Source organism: Ralstonia sp. SA306, assembly GCF_054792405.1.
On record NZ_CP096452.1, the window covers coordinates 1045701 to 1061521 of the forward strand.

General features: G+C 62.9%; 14 protein-coding genes. 6 read left to right on the top strand and 8 right to left on the bottom strand.

Going from position 1 to position 15821, the window contains the following annotated elements; genetic code table 11:
- The first annotated feature begins 3 nt into the window (after positions 1-3).
- The 3 genes from M1D44_RS21300 to M1D44_RS21310 are packed head-to-tail and all read left to right on the top strand — an operon-like array spanning position 4 to position 2773.
- Complete coding sequence (locus M1D44_RS21300) at positions 4-720, top strand: hypothetical protein (protein ID WP_024978799.1); 717 nt, start codon at positions 4-6, stop codon at positions 718-720.
- A 47-nt stretch (positions 721-767) separates the two neighbouring features.
- The gene (locus M1D44_RS21305; protein WP_024978798.1) at positions 768-2459 is read left to right on the top strand and encodes a long-chain fatty acid--CoA ligase; all 1692 of its coding nucleotides are present in this window, start codon (positions 768-770) and stop codon (positions 2457-2459) included.
- A gap of 41 nt (positions 2460-2500) precedes the next feature.
- Complete coding sequence (locus tag M1D44_RS21310; protein WP_024978797.1) at positions 2501-2773, top strand: hypothetical protein; 273 nt, start codon at positions 2501-2503, stop codon at positions 2771-2773.
- A 36-nt stretch (positions 2774-2809) separates the two neighbouring features.
- Here the strand turns inward: M1D44_RS21310 and M1D44_RS21315 are convergent, their stop codons facing one another.
- Together M1D44_RS21315 and M1D44_RS21320 are read right to left on the bottom strand one after the other, a co-directional pair.
- Positions 2810-3361 carry a hypothetical protein gene (locus tag M1D44_RS21315; protein WP_024978796.1) on the bottom strand — a complete coding sequence of 184 codons (552 nt, stop codon included), beginning with the start codon at positions 3359-3361 and terminating at the stop codon, positions 2810-2812.
- A gap of 42 nt (positions 3362-3403) precedes the next feature.
- Entirely contained in the window at positions 3404-4816 is a 1413-nt protein-coding gene (locus M1D44_RS21320) for a TolC family protein (RefSeq protein WP_316852381.1), read from the bottom strand.
- Between the two features lie 79 nt (positions 4817-4895).
- Between M1D44_RS21320 and M1D44_RS21325 the strand changes: the two genes are divergently transcribed.
- The 3 genes from M1D44_RS21325 (at position 4896) to M1D44_RS21335 (ending at position 9735) form a co-directional block, all read left to right on the top strand.
- Entirely contained in the window at positions 4896-5453 is a 558-nt protein-coding gene (locus tag M1D44_RS21325) for a TetR/AcrR family transcriptional regulator (protein WP_316852382.1), read from the top strand.
- Between the two features lie 101 nt (positions 5454-5554).
- Positions 5555-6631, top strand: coding sequence for an efflux RND transporter periplasmic adaptor subunit (locus M1D44_RS21330; protein WP_316852383.1), 1077 nt, complete (start codon positions 5555-5557; stop codon positions 6629-6631).
- On the top strand, positions 6628-9735 hold the full coding sequence (locus M1D44_RS21335) for an efflux RND transporter permease subunit (protein WP_316852384.1): 3108 nt from the start codon (positions 6628-6630) through the stop codon (positions 9733-9735). The genes M1D44_RS21330 and M1D44_RS21335 overlap by 4 nt, the downstream gene beginning before the upstream one ends.
- Positions 9736-9845: 110 nt before the next feature.
- Here M1D44_RS21335 and M1D44_RS21340 read toward each other — a convergent pair whose 3' ends face one another.
- The 6 genes from M1D44_RS21340 to M1D44_RS21365 all read right to left on the bottom strand — a co-directional run bounded on the left by M1D44_RS21340 (position 9846) and on the right by M1D44_RS21365 (position 15771).
- The gene (locus tag M1D44_RS21340) at positions 9846-10547 is read right to left on the bottom strand and encodes a TetR/AcrR family transcriptional regulator (protein WP_316852694.1); all 702 of its coding nucleotides are present in this window, start codon (positions 10545-10547) and stop codon (positions 9846-9848) included.
- Between the two features lie 73 nt (positions 10548-10620).
- Positions 10621-11310 (bottom strand): hypothetical protein, encoded by a 690-nt coding sequence (locus tag M1D44_RS21345; protein WP_316852385.1) that lies wholly within the window; start codon positions 11308-11310, stop codon positions 10621-10623.
- A 66-nt stretch (positions 11311-11376) separates the two neighbouring features.
- Positions 11377-12057: a c-type cytochrome gene (locus tag M1D44_RS21350; RefSeq protein WP_316852386.1), complete on the bottom strand. Its 681-nt coding sequence runs from the start codon at positions 12055-12057 to the stop codon at positions 11377-11379.
- Positions 12057-13553 (bottom strand): flavin monoamine oxidase family protein, encoded by a 1497-nt coding sequence (locus M1D44_RS21355; protein ID WP_316852387.1) that lies wholly within the window; start codon positions 13551-13553, stop codon positions 12057-12059. Before M1D44_RS21355 ends, M1D44_RS21350 begins: the two co-directional genes overlap by 1 nt.
- Positions 13554-13588: 35 nt before the next feature.
- Positions 13589-14278 carry a c-type cytochrome gene (locus M1D44_RS21360; protein WP_152543742.1) on the bottom strand — a complete coding sequence of 230 codons (690 nt, stop codon included), beginning with the start codon at positions 14276-14278 and terminating at the stop codon, positions 13589-13591.
- Positions 14275-15771 carry a flavin monoamine oxidase family protein gene (locus M1D44_RS21365; protein WP_316852388.1) on the bottom strand — a complete coding sequence of 499 codons (1497 nt, stop codon included), beginning with the start codon at positions 15769-15771 and terminating at the stop codon, positions 14275-14277. The genes M1D44_RS21360 and M1D44_RS21365 overlap by 4 nt, the downstream gene beginning before the upstream one ends.
- Positions 15772-15821: the final 50 nt, after the last annotated feature.

Genomic DNA, 15821 nt, shown 5'->3' on the forward strand with positions numbered 1-15821 from the left:
CATATGAACTCGTATAACGCAGCCAGGTTCACGGCCTGGAGCGCCATCCTTGGCGGTCTCGCGGCTTGCGCCACCATCGCCCTGTCGGTGGTCGTCACGGGCGGCGACATCGAAATGGTGCCTCACGGCCCCGCAATGCTGGCCTTGCCGGCGCAAGCGCGTGACCTGTTCCGCTGGTGGATGCTGGCCGACGTGCTGGGCTTCTATCTGCCGTTCGTGGCCATTGGCGGCTACTTCCTGCACACGTTTCGTGAAGAGCTTGGGGCGCTCCGCGAAATGATCGCCATCGCCATCGCGGTCTATATCGTCTGTGGCATCGCTGGGGCGGTGCTCCAGTTGTCGACCATCCATCCGCTCGCCCATGTATATGCCAGCGGGGAAGACGGCGCGAAGGTTGCAGCGGCAGCCGTGTGGACCGCCATCGCCAATGCCACGCAAAGCGGGTTCTGGTGGGTGGAAGGCCCGCTCGTGTTCTTCTGGACACCGATTGCCGGAAGACTGCTCAAAAAAGCGGGCTGGCGCGGATCGTTCCTTCTCCATATCGTCGGCTGGGGCTTCGGGTGCTATTTCGTGTTCGGCTTCTTCCCCAGCCTTGCTTCGATCGCAGATGCGGGCGAGACCATCGCCGTCCTCGCCCTGCCGATCTGGATGCTGATTTTCGGCTGGCAACTGATGCGTCGCGCGCCGACGCTTGCCGTGCCGAATGCCGCCCGGGCTTAACACCCTGTCTCCCTGTCTATTACCCACGTGAAGTTTGGAGTCGAAACATGCCCCCGGAAACCTCCGCGCACTGGCCGGCGCACCTTCCCCGTCATCTGACCCTGCCCGCGACCAATCTGTACTTCAACGCGGAGGTTTCGGCGGCCCGCTATCCGGACAAGCCGTTCATCGTCTTCTACGACACGCCGATCACGTTTGCGGAGTTCAAGGACGAGACCGAACGGATTGCCGGGTATCTGCAGCAACGCTGCAACGTGAAGGCCGGAGACCGCGTGTTGCTGTACATGCAGAACAGCCCGCAATGGATGCTCGCCTATTACGGCATCCTGCGCGCCAACGCCGTCGTCGTACCCATCAATCCGATGAACATGACGGACGAGCTTCGTCACTACGTCGAGGACAGCGGTGCACGCACCGCCTTCGTGGCGCAGGATTTATACGAACGCATCGCGCCGCTCGCCGACGATGCCGACGGGCAGCTTGCGCACACCATCGTCGCGACGTACAGCGACTATCTGAAGCGGCCATCCAGCATCACGCCGCCGGAGTTCGTCAGCGCGCCACGCCATATCGACGGTGGTGACCGCATTGGCGTCACGCATTGGAGCGACATGCTGGATGCGCGCGTTGCGCCAGGGCCGCTGACCGCAGGGCCGGACGACCTCTGCGTGATGCCGTATACGTCGGGCACGACGGGCAAGCCGAAGGGATGCATGCACACGCATCGCAGCGCGATGTGCACGGCGCTCGGCGTGGTCAACTGGGCGAGCGGCACGCAGAACTCAATCCTGCTGTCGGTACTGCCGCTGTTTCATGTGACGGGCATGCAGAGTGGGCTGAACGCGCCGCTCTTCAGCGGCGCAACCGTCGTCGTACTGCCACGCTGGGATCGTGATGCAGCCGCGCACGCGATCGAGCATCACCGTGTGACGGACTGGTGGTCCATTTCAACAATGGCCATCGATTTTCTTTCGAACTCGAAGCTCGATGACTATGACCTGTCGAGCCTGCGTGTGGTGGCCGGTGGCGGCGCGGCGATGCCGGACGCCGTCGCCAAGAAACTGCACGACAAGACCGGCATCGAGTACATCGAAGGCTACGGCTTGTCGGAGACGATCGCCCCGACGCACATCAACCCGCCGCACCGGCCGAAGCCGAATTGCCTCGGCATTCCCATGTTCGATGTCGATGCCCGGATCATCGACCCGCAGACACTCGAAGCATTGCCGCAAGGCGAGACCGGCGAAATCGTGACGCACGGCCCGCAGCTGATGCAAGGCTATTGGCGCAATCCGGAAGCCACGCGCGAAGCGTTCATCGAAATCGACGGCAAGCGCTTTCTGCGCACCGGCGACCTCGCCAGAATGGACGAGGAGGGCTATTTCTTCATGGCGGATCGCCTGAAACGGATGATTAACGCGTCGGGCTACAAAGTGTGGCCGGCCGAGGTGGAGACCATGCTGTATTACCACCCCGCCATCCAGGAAGTCTGCGTGATTGCCGCGCGCGACGCGCATCGGGGCGAGACAGTGAAAGCGTTCGTCGTGCGCAATGCACGGCATGCGCCGGCCGTGACCGAAGACGACATCATCACGTGGTCCCGCGAGAACATGGCGGCCTACAAGGCACCACGCATTGTTGAATTTGTCGCGTCACTGCCCAAATCGGGCACCGGCAAGATCATGTGGCGCGAGCTTCAGGAGCAGGAAGCCGCGAAGGCTGCAAGTACCGCAAGCTGAGCCGATGGGCACAATCCGCATCCACCTCTGGAGATTCCACCGTGTTCACCGTCGCTAGCAAGTTGCTGCTGCTCTTTGTGTATGGCGTCGCAGCCGGCAGTTACCTGACGGCGCTGCCGCTGGCGCCGGACGCCGTCCACTGGGTGCGTGTCGCGGCTGCGGTGCTGCTCGCCGTGCATGCGCTTGAAGTGCTGATCTGCTTCCGAAAGGTGGCCCTGCACAAGGGACCGCTGTTCGATAGCGTGCTGCTGACGCTGCTCTTCGGCGTCCTGCACTGGAAGCCGACGGCGGATGCCGCGCGCCGCCCGCGCTGATCGCGGGGCAGCACTCCGAAAACATCGATCGGCCACTCAGACAGTAGCCTCAAAGAACGACAGCCCCGCCATGACAACCCCGACCACCAGCAGTACGGTCGGGGTGCGCGTGTTGGCATCGAACCCGGGGTGCCGTGCCACACGCGTCTCCAATGCCCGATTCACTGACTGCAGGATCTGGCGCTCGTTCGCATCGACTGCATCGAAGATGTTCGTCAACGCGTTGTCCGTATCTGGAAACGGATCGCGCAGGAGCTGAGCCGCATCGGCACTAGCACGCTGCAGGCATGCGGCGGACAGCAGCGCCGATGCCACCATGGACGTAACCGCCGCCATCGCAAAGCCCACGCGCACCATGCTGCCAGCGGCGTGAAGGTCGACGGCGCCAAAGCGCAGGATCGACGCATACAGCGTGATCAATCCTGCCAGTGCCCCGAGCGATAACGTGAACATCATGCGCAGATGGCTTGTGAGCAGCAGTCTTGCGCCCTCGATATGTTCCAGGTGGATTTTCACGAACGTATCGATCGCGAAGCGGCATGCCTCAAAACGGAGTTGCCGATCTTCGGACGCTTGTGCCTGGCTCATGCGCAGCCTCCTGATTGGCGAAAAAGCTGCCCCATATTCCTATCAAACCGCGCCGGCAAACACGCGGCGCAGGCCCACGGCAGCCGCCCAACGCGCGCCTTCCGCCTGGCTGACGGCATCCTGCGCGCGCAGGTAGCTGCGCCGTGCATCCAATACCGAGCTCGCATCTGCCAGGCCGGCATCGAACAGCCGTTCCGCGCGCTGTGCCGCAGTTTCGCCCGCAGCCTGCGCCTGCTGCCACTTGGTCAAAGAGGCTTCCGAGGTGGACCACTGTGCCAAGGCCACCTCGGCGTCCGACAGTGCGGCCAGCATGGCCTTTTCATACTCGGCCATTGCCTCATTGGCCTTAGCCTCGTTGACCGCGATGTTGGCGCGGATACGCCCGCCGTCCAGGATCGGCAACGTCAGCGAAACGCCGTAACCCAATACCACCTGCGGAGACGCGGATTGGCCAACGATCGCCGTCCGTTCACGCGTGTTGGCCCACTCGATCTGCAGTCGGGGGTAGACCTCTCGACGCGCTACACCCACGCGTGCCAGCGCAGCATCCAGCGCGCGAGCTTGACGCAAGACGTCCGGGCGGCGCTCCAGCAGTTCGCCAGGCAGCAAAGTCGCCGGCGGCTGCGGCACGGTGGCGGTCGCCTGCAAGTTCAACGCCGGCGCTTCACTCACGCCCAACAACACGGCCAGTTGTCGATGACGTATCCGCCGCGAACCATCCAACTGCTCGGTAGCGGCTTGCTCCTGCGCCAGCTCTGCCTGCCAGCGGTCCACATCGACCGACGTCGCCTGCCCTGCGTCGAACTTGCGGCGAACCACTTCGACCTGGCGCTGCGCAACGGCAATCGCCTCACGGTTCAACGCCACGCGGTGCGCAAGCGTCTGCAACTCGAAATAGGCGGTTGCCACATCGGCCGCGAGCGCGATCTGGGTTGCTCGTAACGCCTGGGAGGCGGCTTGTGCGTCGGCCTCGGCGGCGTCGATCGCCAAAGCCCCTCGGCCGAAGACATCGATTTCCCAACTCGCGCGCAGGCCGGCGAAACTACGCTCAGCACGCGGATCGATACCCGTTTCCCGGCCGCGTTGTGCCCCTGCCACAGCGCCCAGCTGCGGCCGGCGCTCAGCCTGTGCCCCATCGGTCAGTGCGCGCGCCTGGGCCAGCCGCGCGGCGGCGATCTTCAGGTCTCGGTTTGATTTGAGGGCGGTATCAATCAGCGTATTCAGTTCATTGTTACCAAAGTCGCGCCACCACTCGGCAGCCACGACACCTTGGATGGGGATTGCGCTTTCGCTCCACTGGCTAGGCACGTTGACGGCGGTTGCCGCCGGCGCGGAGCCCACCGGGGCCGTGGCGCAGCCGGCCAATCCAATCAGAGTGAGCACCGCTGCGCCGAGCAGCGTCTGGCGCGTGGCGCGACGAAATACGGGGGCAGCGGAAGAAATCAGGGGGTGCATGCAATAGCTCCGGGCATTGACGAGTTGATTTCTTTAACTATACTATACGTATAGTAAAGTTCAAACACGAGGAGATGCCATGGCAACACCCAATGAGTCCTCCAACTCTCGCGACAAAATTCTCGATGCCGCAGCAGACCTGATGGCCGAGCGTGGTGTGACCCAGCTCACCATCCAGGCGACGGCAGATGCCGTCGGCATCACCAAAGCCGGGCTGATCTATCACTTCAAGACACGTGACGATCTGCTCACTGCCCTGGTCGAGCGCATGGTGGCCGAGCTGGACGCACAGGTCGGCGTACCAGCGCCGGACGATGCCAAGCCGATTTCGCTACGAGCAAAAATGGCCGAGCTGGCCAGCTTCACCTTCGACATGCCTGCCAGCCGGAAGCAGCTCATGGCCAATATGTTGTCGGCGGCCTCCGCTCACCCGCACTTGCTCCCGCCCGTCCAGGCGTTGTTCGCTCGCGGCTATGACGCACTGGACCACGGCCCAAAGGCCGGTCTTGCGCAACTGCTGTCGGTTGCGCTGGACGGCCTGCTGCTGCTCGAACTCCTTCAACTGCACGAGTTCACCCCCGACCAGCGCGCCGCCATGCGCAAGACGGTGGAAGAACTGGCGCGCGGTCTGCCCTAACTCCTGCCCCATCGCTTCGATTCAAAGGTTGTCCCATGTGTACCCATTTCCAGCCCATCGCCGGGCTCACGGCTCTTGCGGCCGTGGTGTCAGCATTCGCCATGAGCGCCTGCACCCCATCCGCCACACCGGTGGCTGCACCGCCCAAGCCGGTCAAGGTCGAAGTCGTCGGCGCGGTCAAGGCCCGAGCATCCGCCGATAGCTTCGTCGGCACGCTGCGGGCACGCCAGCGCAGTGACCTGGGCTTCGAGGCCGCCGGGCGAGTGGTCGCCATTCCCGTCGAGGTGGGTGACCGGGTGCGTGCGGGCCAGGTGCTTGCACGGCTGGACGAGTCTCCAGCCCGCTGGCGCCTGAACAAGGCAGAAGCCGACCGTGCCGCCGCAGCAGCAACCGCGGTAGAACGCCGAGCCCAATTGCAGCAGCAAGAGGCGCTGGCACGCGACAAGATCATTTCGCAAACGGCGCTGGAATCTGCACGGGCCGCCCACCAGCTTGCGCAAAGTCAGCTGGCAGCAGCCGATGCCGCACTTGCTACGGCCCGCCGAGACCTGGCGCTCACCCACATCACTGCTCCGTTTGACGGCGAAATCGTGGCACGTCTGACGCAGCCTTTCTCTGATGTTGCGCCGGGCCAGGCCATCCTGCAGATTCAGGCCGGCAACGCGCTGGAGGTGGTTGCCATGTTGCCCGACAGCGTCGCCGCTACCCTTTCTTCCGGAGACAGCGCCCAGGGCAAGAGCGACTCCGAGTCATTCCCGCTTGCACTGGAGCGGTTGTCCGCCCGCAGCGACAACGGCTCGCTGGTGCAGGCAATCTTCCGCGTGCCACAAAGTGCGGTTACCTCGAAACATCTGCGCAGCGGCGGCGTCGTGTCGGTCGAGTTGGCCAACCGCACCGCGCCCAACGCGATCACCGTGCCAGCACCTGCCGTCATGTGGGGCGACAAGCCCGGCCAGGCTGCCGTCTTTGTGCTGGACCAGACCGGCAAGCTGCAACGCCGCTCAGTCCAAGCGGGCACCGCCGTGCAGCGCGAGGGCCGCGTCACGGTTTCGCAAGGCCTGACGGCCGGCGACCGTGTGATCGTCGCGGGCACCGCCTTCCTGCATGAAGGCCAGCTCGCCCAAGCACATCCAACGCAGACCCTGCTTCAAGGCGCAACGGAAGGGGTCGCGCAATGAAACTCACCGAAAGCGCGCTCAACAGTACCCGCCTGACATTCTTTGTTGCGCTGCTGATTCTGGTATCGGGCGTCTTTGCCTTCCTTAGCTTCCCCTCGCAAGAGGAGCCCTCCACCACCGTCCGTGATGCGATCGTCATCGTGGCCAACCCTGGCCTGCCTGCAGAACGCATGGAGCAGTTGGTCGCGCGCCCCTTGGAAGAGCGGTTGCGCCAGTTGCCAGAGCTCAAGCACGTGACGAGCACGGTGCGCCCCGGCACCGTCATCCTGCAAGTCAACCTGCGCGATGAAGTGCGCAATCTGATGCCGGTCTGGCAACGCATGCGCGCCAAGATCGAAGAGGCTCGCCCCCTATTTCCCGCCGGCACGCTGCCGCCACAAATCAACGATGACTTTGGCCGCGTGGCCATCGCCTCGATCGCCGTCACAGCACCGGGCTTCTCGATGAGCGAGATGCGTGAGCCGCTCAAGCGCCTGCGCGAGGGCATCTATGCCATCAAGGGCGTACAGGGCGTGACCTTCCATGGGTTGCAGGACGAACGCGTCTATATCGAATTCGACCGCACACGTCTCGCCGGCCTGGGTCTGGGTGCCAACGCCGTACTGCAGCAACTGCACCAGCAGAACGTCGTGCTCTCGGGCGGGCAGGTCGTGCTCTCGGGCCTGAACAGCGCTGTCGTCGCCTCAGGTGAAATCCGCTCTCTGGAGGCGCTGCGCGACTTCGTGCTGGCCGTGCCCGCCAGTGCTGGCACGGCGCCAGCTACCGTCCGTCTGGGCGACATCGCCCAGATACGCGTGCTGCCGGCTGATCCTCCGGAGTCCGCAGCCATCTACCGCGGCGATAACGCCGTGGTGCTGGGTGTATCGATGCGCTCCGGCCAGAACATCAAGATGCTGGGCCAGGAACTCAAGGAGCGCGTGGCTCAGTTGGAGCAGCAGTTGCCCGCCGGTTTCTCGTTGGACTTCGTGACCTACCAGGCCGACGTGGTCGAGCGCGAGATGGGCAACATGAACCGCGTGATGGAAGAAACCATCGTCATCGTGATGACAGTGGTGGTGCTGTTCCTGGGCTGGCGCGCCGGCATCATCGTTGGCAGCATCGTGCCGCTCACGATTCTTGCCACGCTGCTGGTGATGTGCGCATTGAGCATCGAGCTGCATATCGTCTCAATGGCGGCCATCATCATTGCGTTGGGCCTGCTAGTGGACAACGGCATCGTGATTGCCGAAGACGTCGAGCGACGCTTGGCCATGGGCGAAGACCGCAAAACGGCCTGCATCCGGGCTGGCCAAACGCTAGGGATTCCGCTGCTGACCTCTTCACTGGTCATCATCTTCGCCTTCTCACCGTTCTTCTTCGGCAGCACCACGGTCAATGAATACCTGCGGCCGCTGGTGATCGTGGTGGCGTTGTCGTTGCTGAGCTCGTGGCTGCTCTGTCTGACGGTGACGCCGCTGCTGTGCTACTTCTTCCTGAAGCCCGGCCACCACAACGCCAACGAACCACCGAAAGAAACCGGCTTCTACGCGGGCTATGCGCGCGTGATCCGCAAGGTGCTGGACCACAAGGGCAAAATGCTGGCCGCGATGACCGTGCTGTTCATCGGCTCGATGATTCTGCTCTCGCGCGTGCCGACCGGGTTCTTGCCCCCGTCGGAGCGCCCGCAGTACCAGGTTGCAATTGAGCTGCAGCCAGGCAGCGATGCACGACGCACGCAAGCCGTGGTGCGCGACCTGAGCCACTGGCTGAGCGACAAGAAAGCGAACCCCGAAGTCACGACCAGCATCGGTTACGTGGCAGATGGCGGCCCCCGCGTCGTGCTCGTGCTCAACCCGCCGTTGCCGGCCTCGCACGTGGGCTACTTCACGGTGAGCGTGCAGAGTGCGAAGGATGTTGCACCCATGATCGAGCGCACACGCCAATGGATGGCGCAGCGCTATCCCGATGTGCGCGTGGATGCCAAGCGCTTCTCACGCAGCACGAACGATGCAGGCATGGTGGCCTACCGGATCAGCGGCCCGGACGAAACCGTACTGCGTGACATTGGCAGCAAGATCGAAGGCGTGCTGCGCCCGCTTCCTGGGATGGTGCAGGTGCGCAATGATTGGGGCCCGCGCGTGCCGCGTGTGGACGTACAGATCGACCAGCGCAAGGCACGCCGCCTGGGCATCAGCAGCGAAGACATCGCCACCTCGCTCGGCGCCCGATATACTGGCGTTGAGGTCTCCGTCCTGCGCGACGGCGACACGCTCGTCCCGCTGGTGGTGCGTGGCAGCGATGCTGAACGCGCCCGCCCCGAAGACTTGGCCAACACGCTGATCCACCCGGCCAGCGGCGCGGCACCTGTGCCCCTGTCTGCACTGGCGAGTGTGTCACTGTCTTCTGAGCCGTCGGCCATCCGTCGCCGCGACCTGGTGCGCACGTTGACCGTGGAAGGCCGCAGTACGCAGGCCACTGCGCAACAGACCGTCGACCGCGCTGCCCCGAACATCGCAAAGATCACGTTGCCCCCGGGCTACCGTATCGAGATGGGCGCCGAGATCGAGGAAGCCGCTGATTCCAACGCATCCCTCGAGACATACCTGCCGCTCGCGGTGGTGGCCATGCTGTTGCTGTTCGTCTGGCAGTTCAACTCCTTCCGCAAGCTGACGCTGATCGTGGGCATCATCCCGTTTGCGATGATCGGTGTGGCGCCGGCACTGCTGCTCGGCGGCGAGCCCCTGGGCTTCATGGCCAACTTCGGCATCCTGTCGCTGGCCGGCATCATCGTGAACAACGCGGTGCTACTGCTTGAGCGCATCGAGGCCGAACTGGCTGCTGGCAAGCCCAGGCGCGAAGCCGTGGTGTCGGCTGCCGTGGCGCGGCTGCGCCCCATCGTGATGACCAAGCTCACGTGCGTGGCGGGTTTGATCCCTCTGTTGCTGTTTGGCGGCAGCCTATGGGCGGGCATGGCGCTCACCATCATCGGCGGGCTGCTGCTTGGCACGTTGATCACGCTGGGTCTGGTGCCTGTGCTTTACGAACTGCTGTTCGGCGGGCGGCTGGCGCGCTGGCTTGAACAACGTCGCAGCGGTGCGGCCTCGGGACCGATCGCTCACTCCTGATGCAATGCGAGTCCTGATATGCAGGACCTGCACTGCGTCGATCTCTTAAAGCCAAAGGGGGTGGCCTTTCAGAGCACCCCGTTGGCTTTTGGCATGTCGAAACTTCGCGGTTAGATGGCCGATGGCTGGGCAGTCAGGGGCGGAGGCGCCGGAAGTGCTGCACCTGGAGAGGGATTGCGTAGCAGCCCATGCAACAGCAGCGATACCACATGCGTGATGAACACCTTCGGTTCCAGCGCTTTAGCTGCACAGATGCCAAAGGAGTGCTTCCACATCTTCAGAAACAGCATCGGTGCGACCAGTGCCAGCGTGGTCTGTTGCACGTCGGTTTCTCGAAAATCGCCCCGCGCCACGCCGCGTGCCAGGATGGATGCGAACAGCCGGTCATAGCGCTCTATGACTTCCACGCTGTAGTACTGCATGAGATCGGGGAAATTGCCCGATTCGGCGATCAACAGTTTGGTCAGCCCCGAGGCAGCGGATTCACCAGTTCGCTCCCACCAGCGCATCAAAATCTCGTGCAGCAGCGCCTCGCTGGTCCCTTCGAAGGTATCAATGAAGGCCTCGCCTTCAGCCAGCACAGGCAAGAGGTTTTCCTGGATCACTGCCTTGAACAGCTCTTCCTTGCTGGCGAAATACAGGTAGACGGTGCCCTTTGATACCCCAGCGGCCGCGGCGACATCTTCCAGCCGCGTGGCCGCATAGCCGCGCACAACGAACAGGTCCAACGCAGCGGAGACCAGCTCTTGCGGCCGGGTTTCCTTGCGTCGGACCCAGCGTTTAGCGGACGGCCCGCGGCTTTGATGCTTCACGGCACCGACTCCAAAAGTGCTTTGCCGACTCGTTCTGAGGGCCTCTAAAGGAATGTCAGCAAAAGCGGCGTGATCACTGCGAAGTCCGCCCCAGACCGCCAAGGGCATAACCACGATTCAGGCTCAGTTCATTTTCCTGCGCGCGCTCCAAAGCGCAATAGGCGTAATAAAACACCACGGACTGATAAGCCCAGACAAGCATCGCAATCGTATAGAAAACCGCGTGATCATCGTCACCCGGTATATGGTAGAAATCATAGATGCTGGCAATCGTCTGTGCGGATACCAACGCCAGGATCACGCCGAAAGCGATCCGCTTCTCTCCGGCGCTTAGCAATTTCTTGATCACGTAAACGACGTAAACCGAGAACAAAGACCACATCACCAGATAGAAGTAAGGCTTTGGCCCCACCATGAAATCTGCTGTCCATACCACCACAGTTGCTGCCAGCGCGCCCAACACATACATGACATCAGCGCCCATCGATGGCTTGTATCGATGCGTCACAGCCATCATGCCGGCGATCCCGATCACCGGTACACCGGCGGTTCTGGAAAATGCATCGCAAAAAAGCGAGATGTTCAAGAACATCCGTTCGCCGGTTAATGCATTGGTCAATAGGTTCGTCGCCGAGAACGCCACAACCAGCCACTCGAACCCGAGGAGGAAGTTGCGCTTCTTGAGAAGCTTGATCCCGTAGATTAATGAAGCCGTGATCAATGTGAAATCAGCAAGGCAATAAAGATAGTATTTTGGTTCCATGATGAATTCCGGTGGTGTTGATGAATGTCTTCACCATTGCGCTTATCCACGAATATCAGTTCTTTCTTATCGGCTGGCGATGAATTGCGCGAGGTCCTCGATATCCTGTTGCGACAACGGACCGGCCATCGCTGCCATCGCCCCGGTGGGATCGTGGCGCTTACCAGTCTTGAAGTTCGTGAGCTGGTCGACCAGGTAGTCGTGGCCCTGCCCTGCCAATCGCGGATACGCATCCTTCCCCTCGAGCTGCTGCCCATGGCAGGCGGCGCAGTTCTTGTCTTTGGCCAGCGCCTCGCCTCGCGCCACGCGGGCCGCATCGGCATGGAAGCTCGTGTTCGGCAGCGGCGTCATCTGCGAGAAATGCGTCACCATCGACTCGAACTCGTGCTCCGACAGGCTGAGCGCAAATGGCGTCATGGTCGGGTCGCTACGCTCGCCACTGGCGAATGCCTTGAGCTGCTTCCTGAGATATGCCTCCTTCTGCCCCGCCAAGCGCGGATAGGCTTGGGTAACGGCGTTGCCTTCGAAGCCGTGGCAGTAAATGCAAGAATCGCTGGCGCGAGGCCAAGGGCCGTTCACACGTGCGTTGTTGTCCGAGATCTTGTCGACCTCATTGCTTATCCGCAGCAGGCCATAGACTTCCGGCCCATAAACGATGCCGCCGACCACGGCAGCTGCCAACAGCAGCCAGCCTGACAGGATGAGCATCCGCTTGCCGCGGCTGCGTGGTTTCGTTGCGGTATTCATCAAGCCTTCCCCCCGGCTACGGCCTGCAGCGCCTGCAACGCTGCCTTGTGACCGGAACGCACCGCACCATCCATGTAACCCGCCCAGATTTCCGCGGTTTCCGTGCCCGACCAGATCAGCTTGCCGACAGACGGATGCAGGGCTTCACCGTACGTGGTGAGAAAACCGGGCGGCATCGGCGACACGCAGCTCAGCGTCCATTTGTCTGCCTTGAGCCAATCACGCTGATGGAATGCGATGGGGTGCAGCGCTTCGTCGCCAAACGCCTCGGCATAGATCTGCGAGAGTTGGGCCTCGGCCTCCTTCGGATCAGCCGGCAGCATGCTGATGTGCACGAACGCGTTGATGACGCCGAACGAGACATCCTCCGGCGAGTTGTCGTACGCCCAAAGCACCGGCCCCCCCGGTTGAAAAATCCAGCCGTTCAGGCCCTTGTCGCGCCAGAACGCTTTCTTGTAGACGTGCGTCGTCTTGCGTCCGGGCGCAAACGCCGGCCAGCGGCGCTGCATTTCGCGGCGTTTCTCCGGCAGCGGCGGGTCGAAGGCGATCTGATTGCACAGCATCGGCGCGAGCGCAACGATCACGTTACGCGCACGGACCACACCATTCGCGGTATGAATGGCAACCGGTCCGTTCTGCCAGTTCTCAATGCGCAGCACGGGGCTCGACAGTCGGACCTTGTTACCCAACGCTTCCGCCATCTTGATCGACAGAATCTGCGAGCCGCCCGAGATACGGGTGCCCTGCGCGCCGTCCTTGACCGCTTCGAGCCGGTCGTAGTTGCATTCGGCTGAATTGACCATCGACAACCAGTGCAGCAGCGACAGTCGCGCCGGCGAGGCGCCGCCCGTGATCGCCAAGCCGGTCGACCAACCGATCTGGTCTGCGTTTGCGATGTTCTTTTTCACCAGCCAATCGCCGACCGACATCGCGTCGAACTCGGCGGCGCGCGGCGATTTCCACGGCGCGCCGCACGGCACGCTCTTGGCCAGTTCCTCGAGTTCATGCGCAATCTTCGGATCCGTGCCGAACCCGCCCTCAGTATCGACTGCAGCACGCGCGCCACCGGCCAGCATCACGGTCTTGCCCTGCCAGTAGGTGGGAAACGTGCCAACACCCAGCTCACGTACCAGATCGGCAACCGCAGTTTGACCCGGCCCGATCCATTGGCCGCCCGATTCCGAGAAGTAGCCTTTGCCGAGGTCGTGGTTGAGAGTCCGTCCGCCGACGCGGTCGCGCGCTTCCAGCACCACGAAGGACTCGCACCCCGCACGCTTCAGGTCACGTGCCGCGGTCAGGCCTGCCAGCCCGGCACCGATGATGGCCACCTCAAGTACGTCCCGCTCATCGCTCGCAGCCGTTGCCGCGCTCGCCACCTTCGGCAATGCCGCCGCCGTCGCCGCTGCTGTCACCGATGCGGCCATGCCGAGAAAGCCGCGCCGCGTGAGCGCAGCCGCCTCCGGCGTCTCATCGCCTTTCTTTGCAATATCGTCCATCTTGCTTCCCGCCTAGCTTGAAAAATCTGCGTGGTCTATCGGCTTGCGATGTATTGCGCGAGGTCGTCGATATCCTGCTGCGACAGCGCTCCGACAACTGCCGGCATCGAGCCCGTGGCATCGCGGCGCGCGCCGCTCTTGAAGCTGGTCAGCTGGTCGCGCAGATAGCCGTAACCCTGCCCGGCCAACCGCGGATACAGGTCTTTCCCCTCCAACTGCTGCCCGTGACAAGCGGCGCAGTTGTTGGCCTTGACCAGCGCCTCGCCGCGCGCCACGTGTGCCGGGTCCGCCTGGAACGTCGTGTTCGGCAGCGGCGTCATCTTCGAGAAATGCGCCGCCAAGCCGTCAAGCTCGTGTTGCGACATGCTCACCGCCAGCGACGTCATGGTCGGATTGCTGCGCTCGCCGCTGGCGAAGGCGGTGAGCTGCTTCTTGAGGTAGGCCTCCGGCTGACCCGCCAGGCGCGGATAGGTCTGGGCGCGTGCGTTGCCACCATAACCATGGCAAGACACGCACACTTCGCTGACGCGTGGCCATGGACCGCCGACACGCGTGTCCTCCTGCGTGATCTGATCGAGCTGCTTGCCAATCTGCAGCAGGCCATAGAAGTTCGGCCCGTACATGACGCCACCGACCACCACTGCGGCCAACAGGAGCGCGCCCCCCAGTACCAGAATCCGCTTGCCGCGACCGCGTGATTTTGTTGTCGTATTCGTGTTCATCATGCTTTCCCCCCAGCCGCAGCCTGAAGCGCTTGCAATGCCGCCTTGTGGCCCGACCGTATTGCACCGTCCATGGTGGTAATCCAGATTTCTGCGGTTTCCGTACCCGCCCAGATCAACCGGCCGATTGGCGGATGCAACACATCGCCGTACTTGGTGAGAAAGCCTGGAGGGATGGGCGATGTGCAGCTCAATGACCAGTTGTCAGCCTTGCCCCAGTCGTGCTCGTGGTACGCAACGGGATGCAGCGCTTCGTCGCCAAACGCCTGGGCATAGATGCGCGAGAGCTCGGCTTCGGCAGCCTTGGGGTCGGACGGCAGCACGCCGTTGTTCACGAAGGCCGAGATCACGCCGAACGAGACATCCTCCGGCGAGTTGTCGTAGGCAAATTGGATCGGCCCCCTCAATTGCACGAGCATGCCGTCCAAGCCCTTGTCACGCCAGAACGCCTTCTTGTAGACATGCGCTGTCTTGCGCATCGGTGCATAGGCAGGCCAGCGGCGCTGCATTTCCCGGCGCTTTTCCGGCAGCGGCGGATCGAAGGCGATCTGGTTGCACAGTGATGGCGAGAGCGCGACGATCAAACTGCGCGCGCGAACCACGCCCTTCGCGGTGTGGATGGTCACCGGTCCGTTTTGCCAGTTCTCGATACGAAGCACCGGGGTCGACAGGCGCACCTTGTCGCCCAGCGCCTCGGCCATCTTGATTGACAGGATCTGCGAACCGCCCGAGATGCGGCTCTCCTGTGCACCGCCCTTGATTGCTTCGAGCTGCCTGTAATTGCAATCCGCCGAGTTGATCAGGGACAGATAGTGCAGCATCGATAGTTTTTCCGGTGCAGTACCTGTCGTCAGCTGCGCGGCGAGCACCCAGCCGATTTGGGCTTCCGGTGTAAGGTTCTTGGTTGCCAGCCAGTCAGCAAGCGACATGGCATCGAACTCGGCAGCACGCGGTGACGTCCACGGCGCGGCCGTCGGCACGCTCTTGGCCATCTCCTCGAGCTCGCGCCGCAGCTTCGGATCCGTGTCAAAGCCGCCGTCGTTTGCGATGGTTGTGCGTGCGTTGCCGGCAAGCATCACGAAATCGCCCTCCCAGTGCGTCAGAAAGGTGCCGACACCCAGCTCGCGAGCCAGATTGGCGATCGCGGTCTGGCCGGGCCCGATCCATTGGCCACCCGCTTCCGAGAAGTAGCCGTTGCCGAGATCGTGGTTGAGGGTCCGTCCGCCGACGCGGTCGCGCGCTTCCAGCACCACGAAGGACTCGCACCCCGCACGCTTCAGGTCACGTGCCGCGGTCAGGCCTGCCAGCCCCGCGCCAATGATGGCCACCTCGAGCACATCGCGGCCATCGCTTGCTGCAGTGACTGCGCTCGCCACATTCGGCAGTACCGCCGCCGTTGCCGCTGCCGTCACCGATGCGGCCATGCCGAGAAAGCCGCGCCGCGTGAGCGCTGCCGCCTCGGGCGCCTCATCGTGTTTCTTTGCAATGTCGTTCATCTTGCCCCCGGGCTTAACTTGAAAAATCTGCGTGATCTATTGGCTTGCGA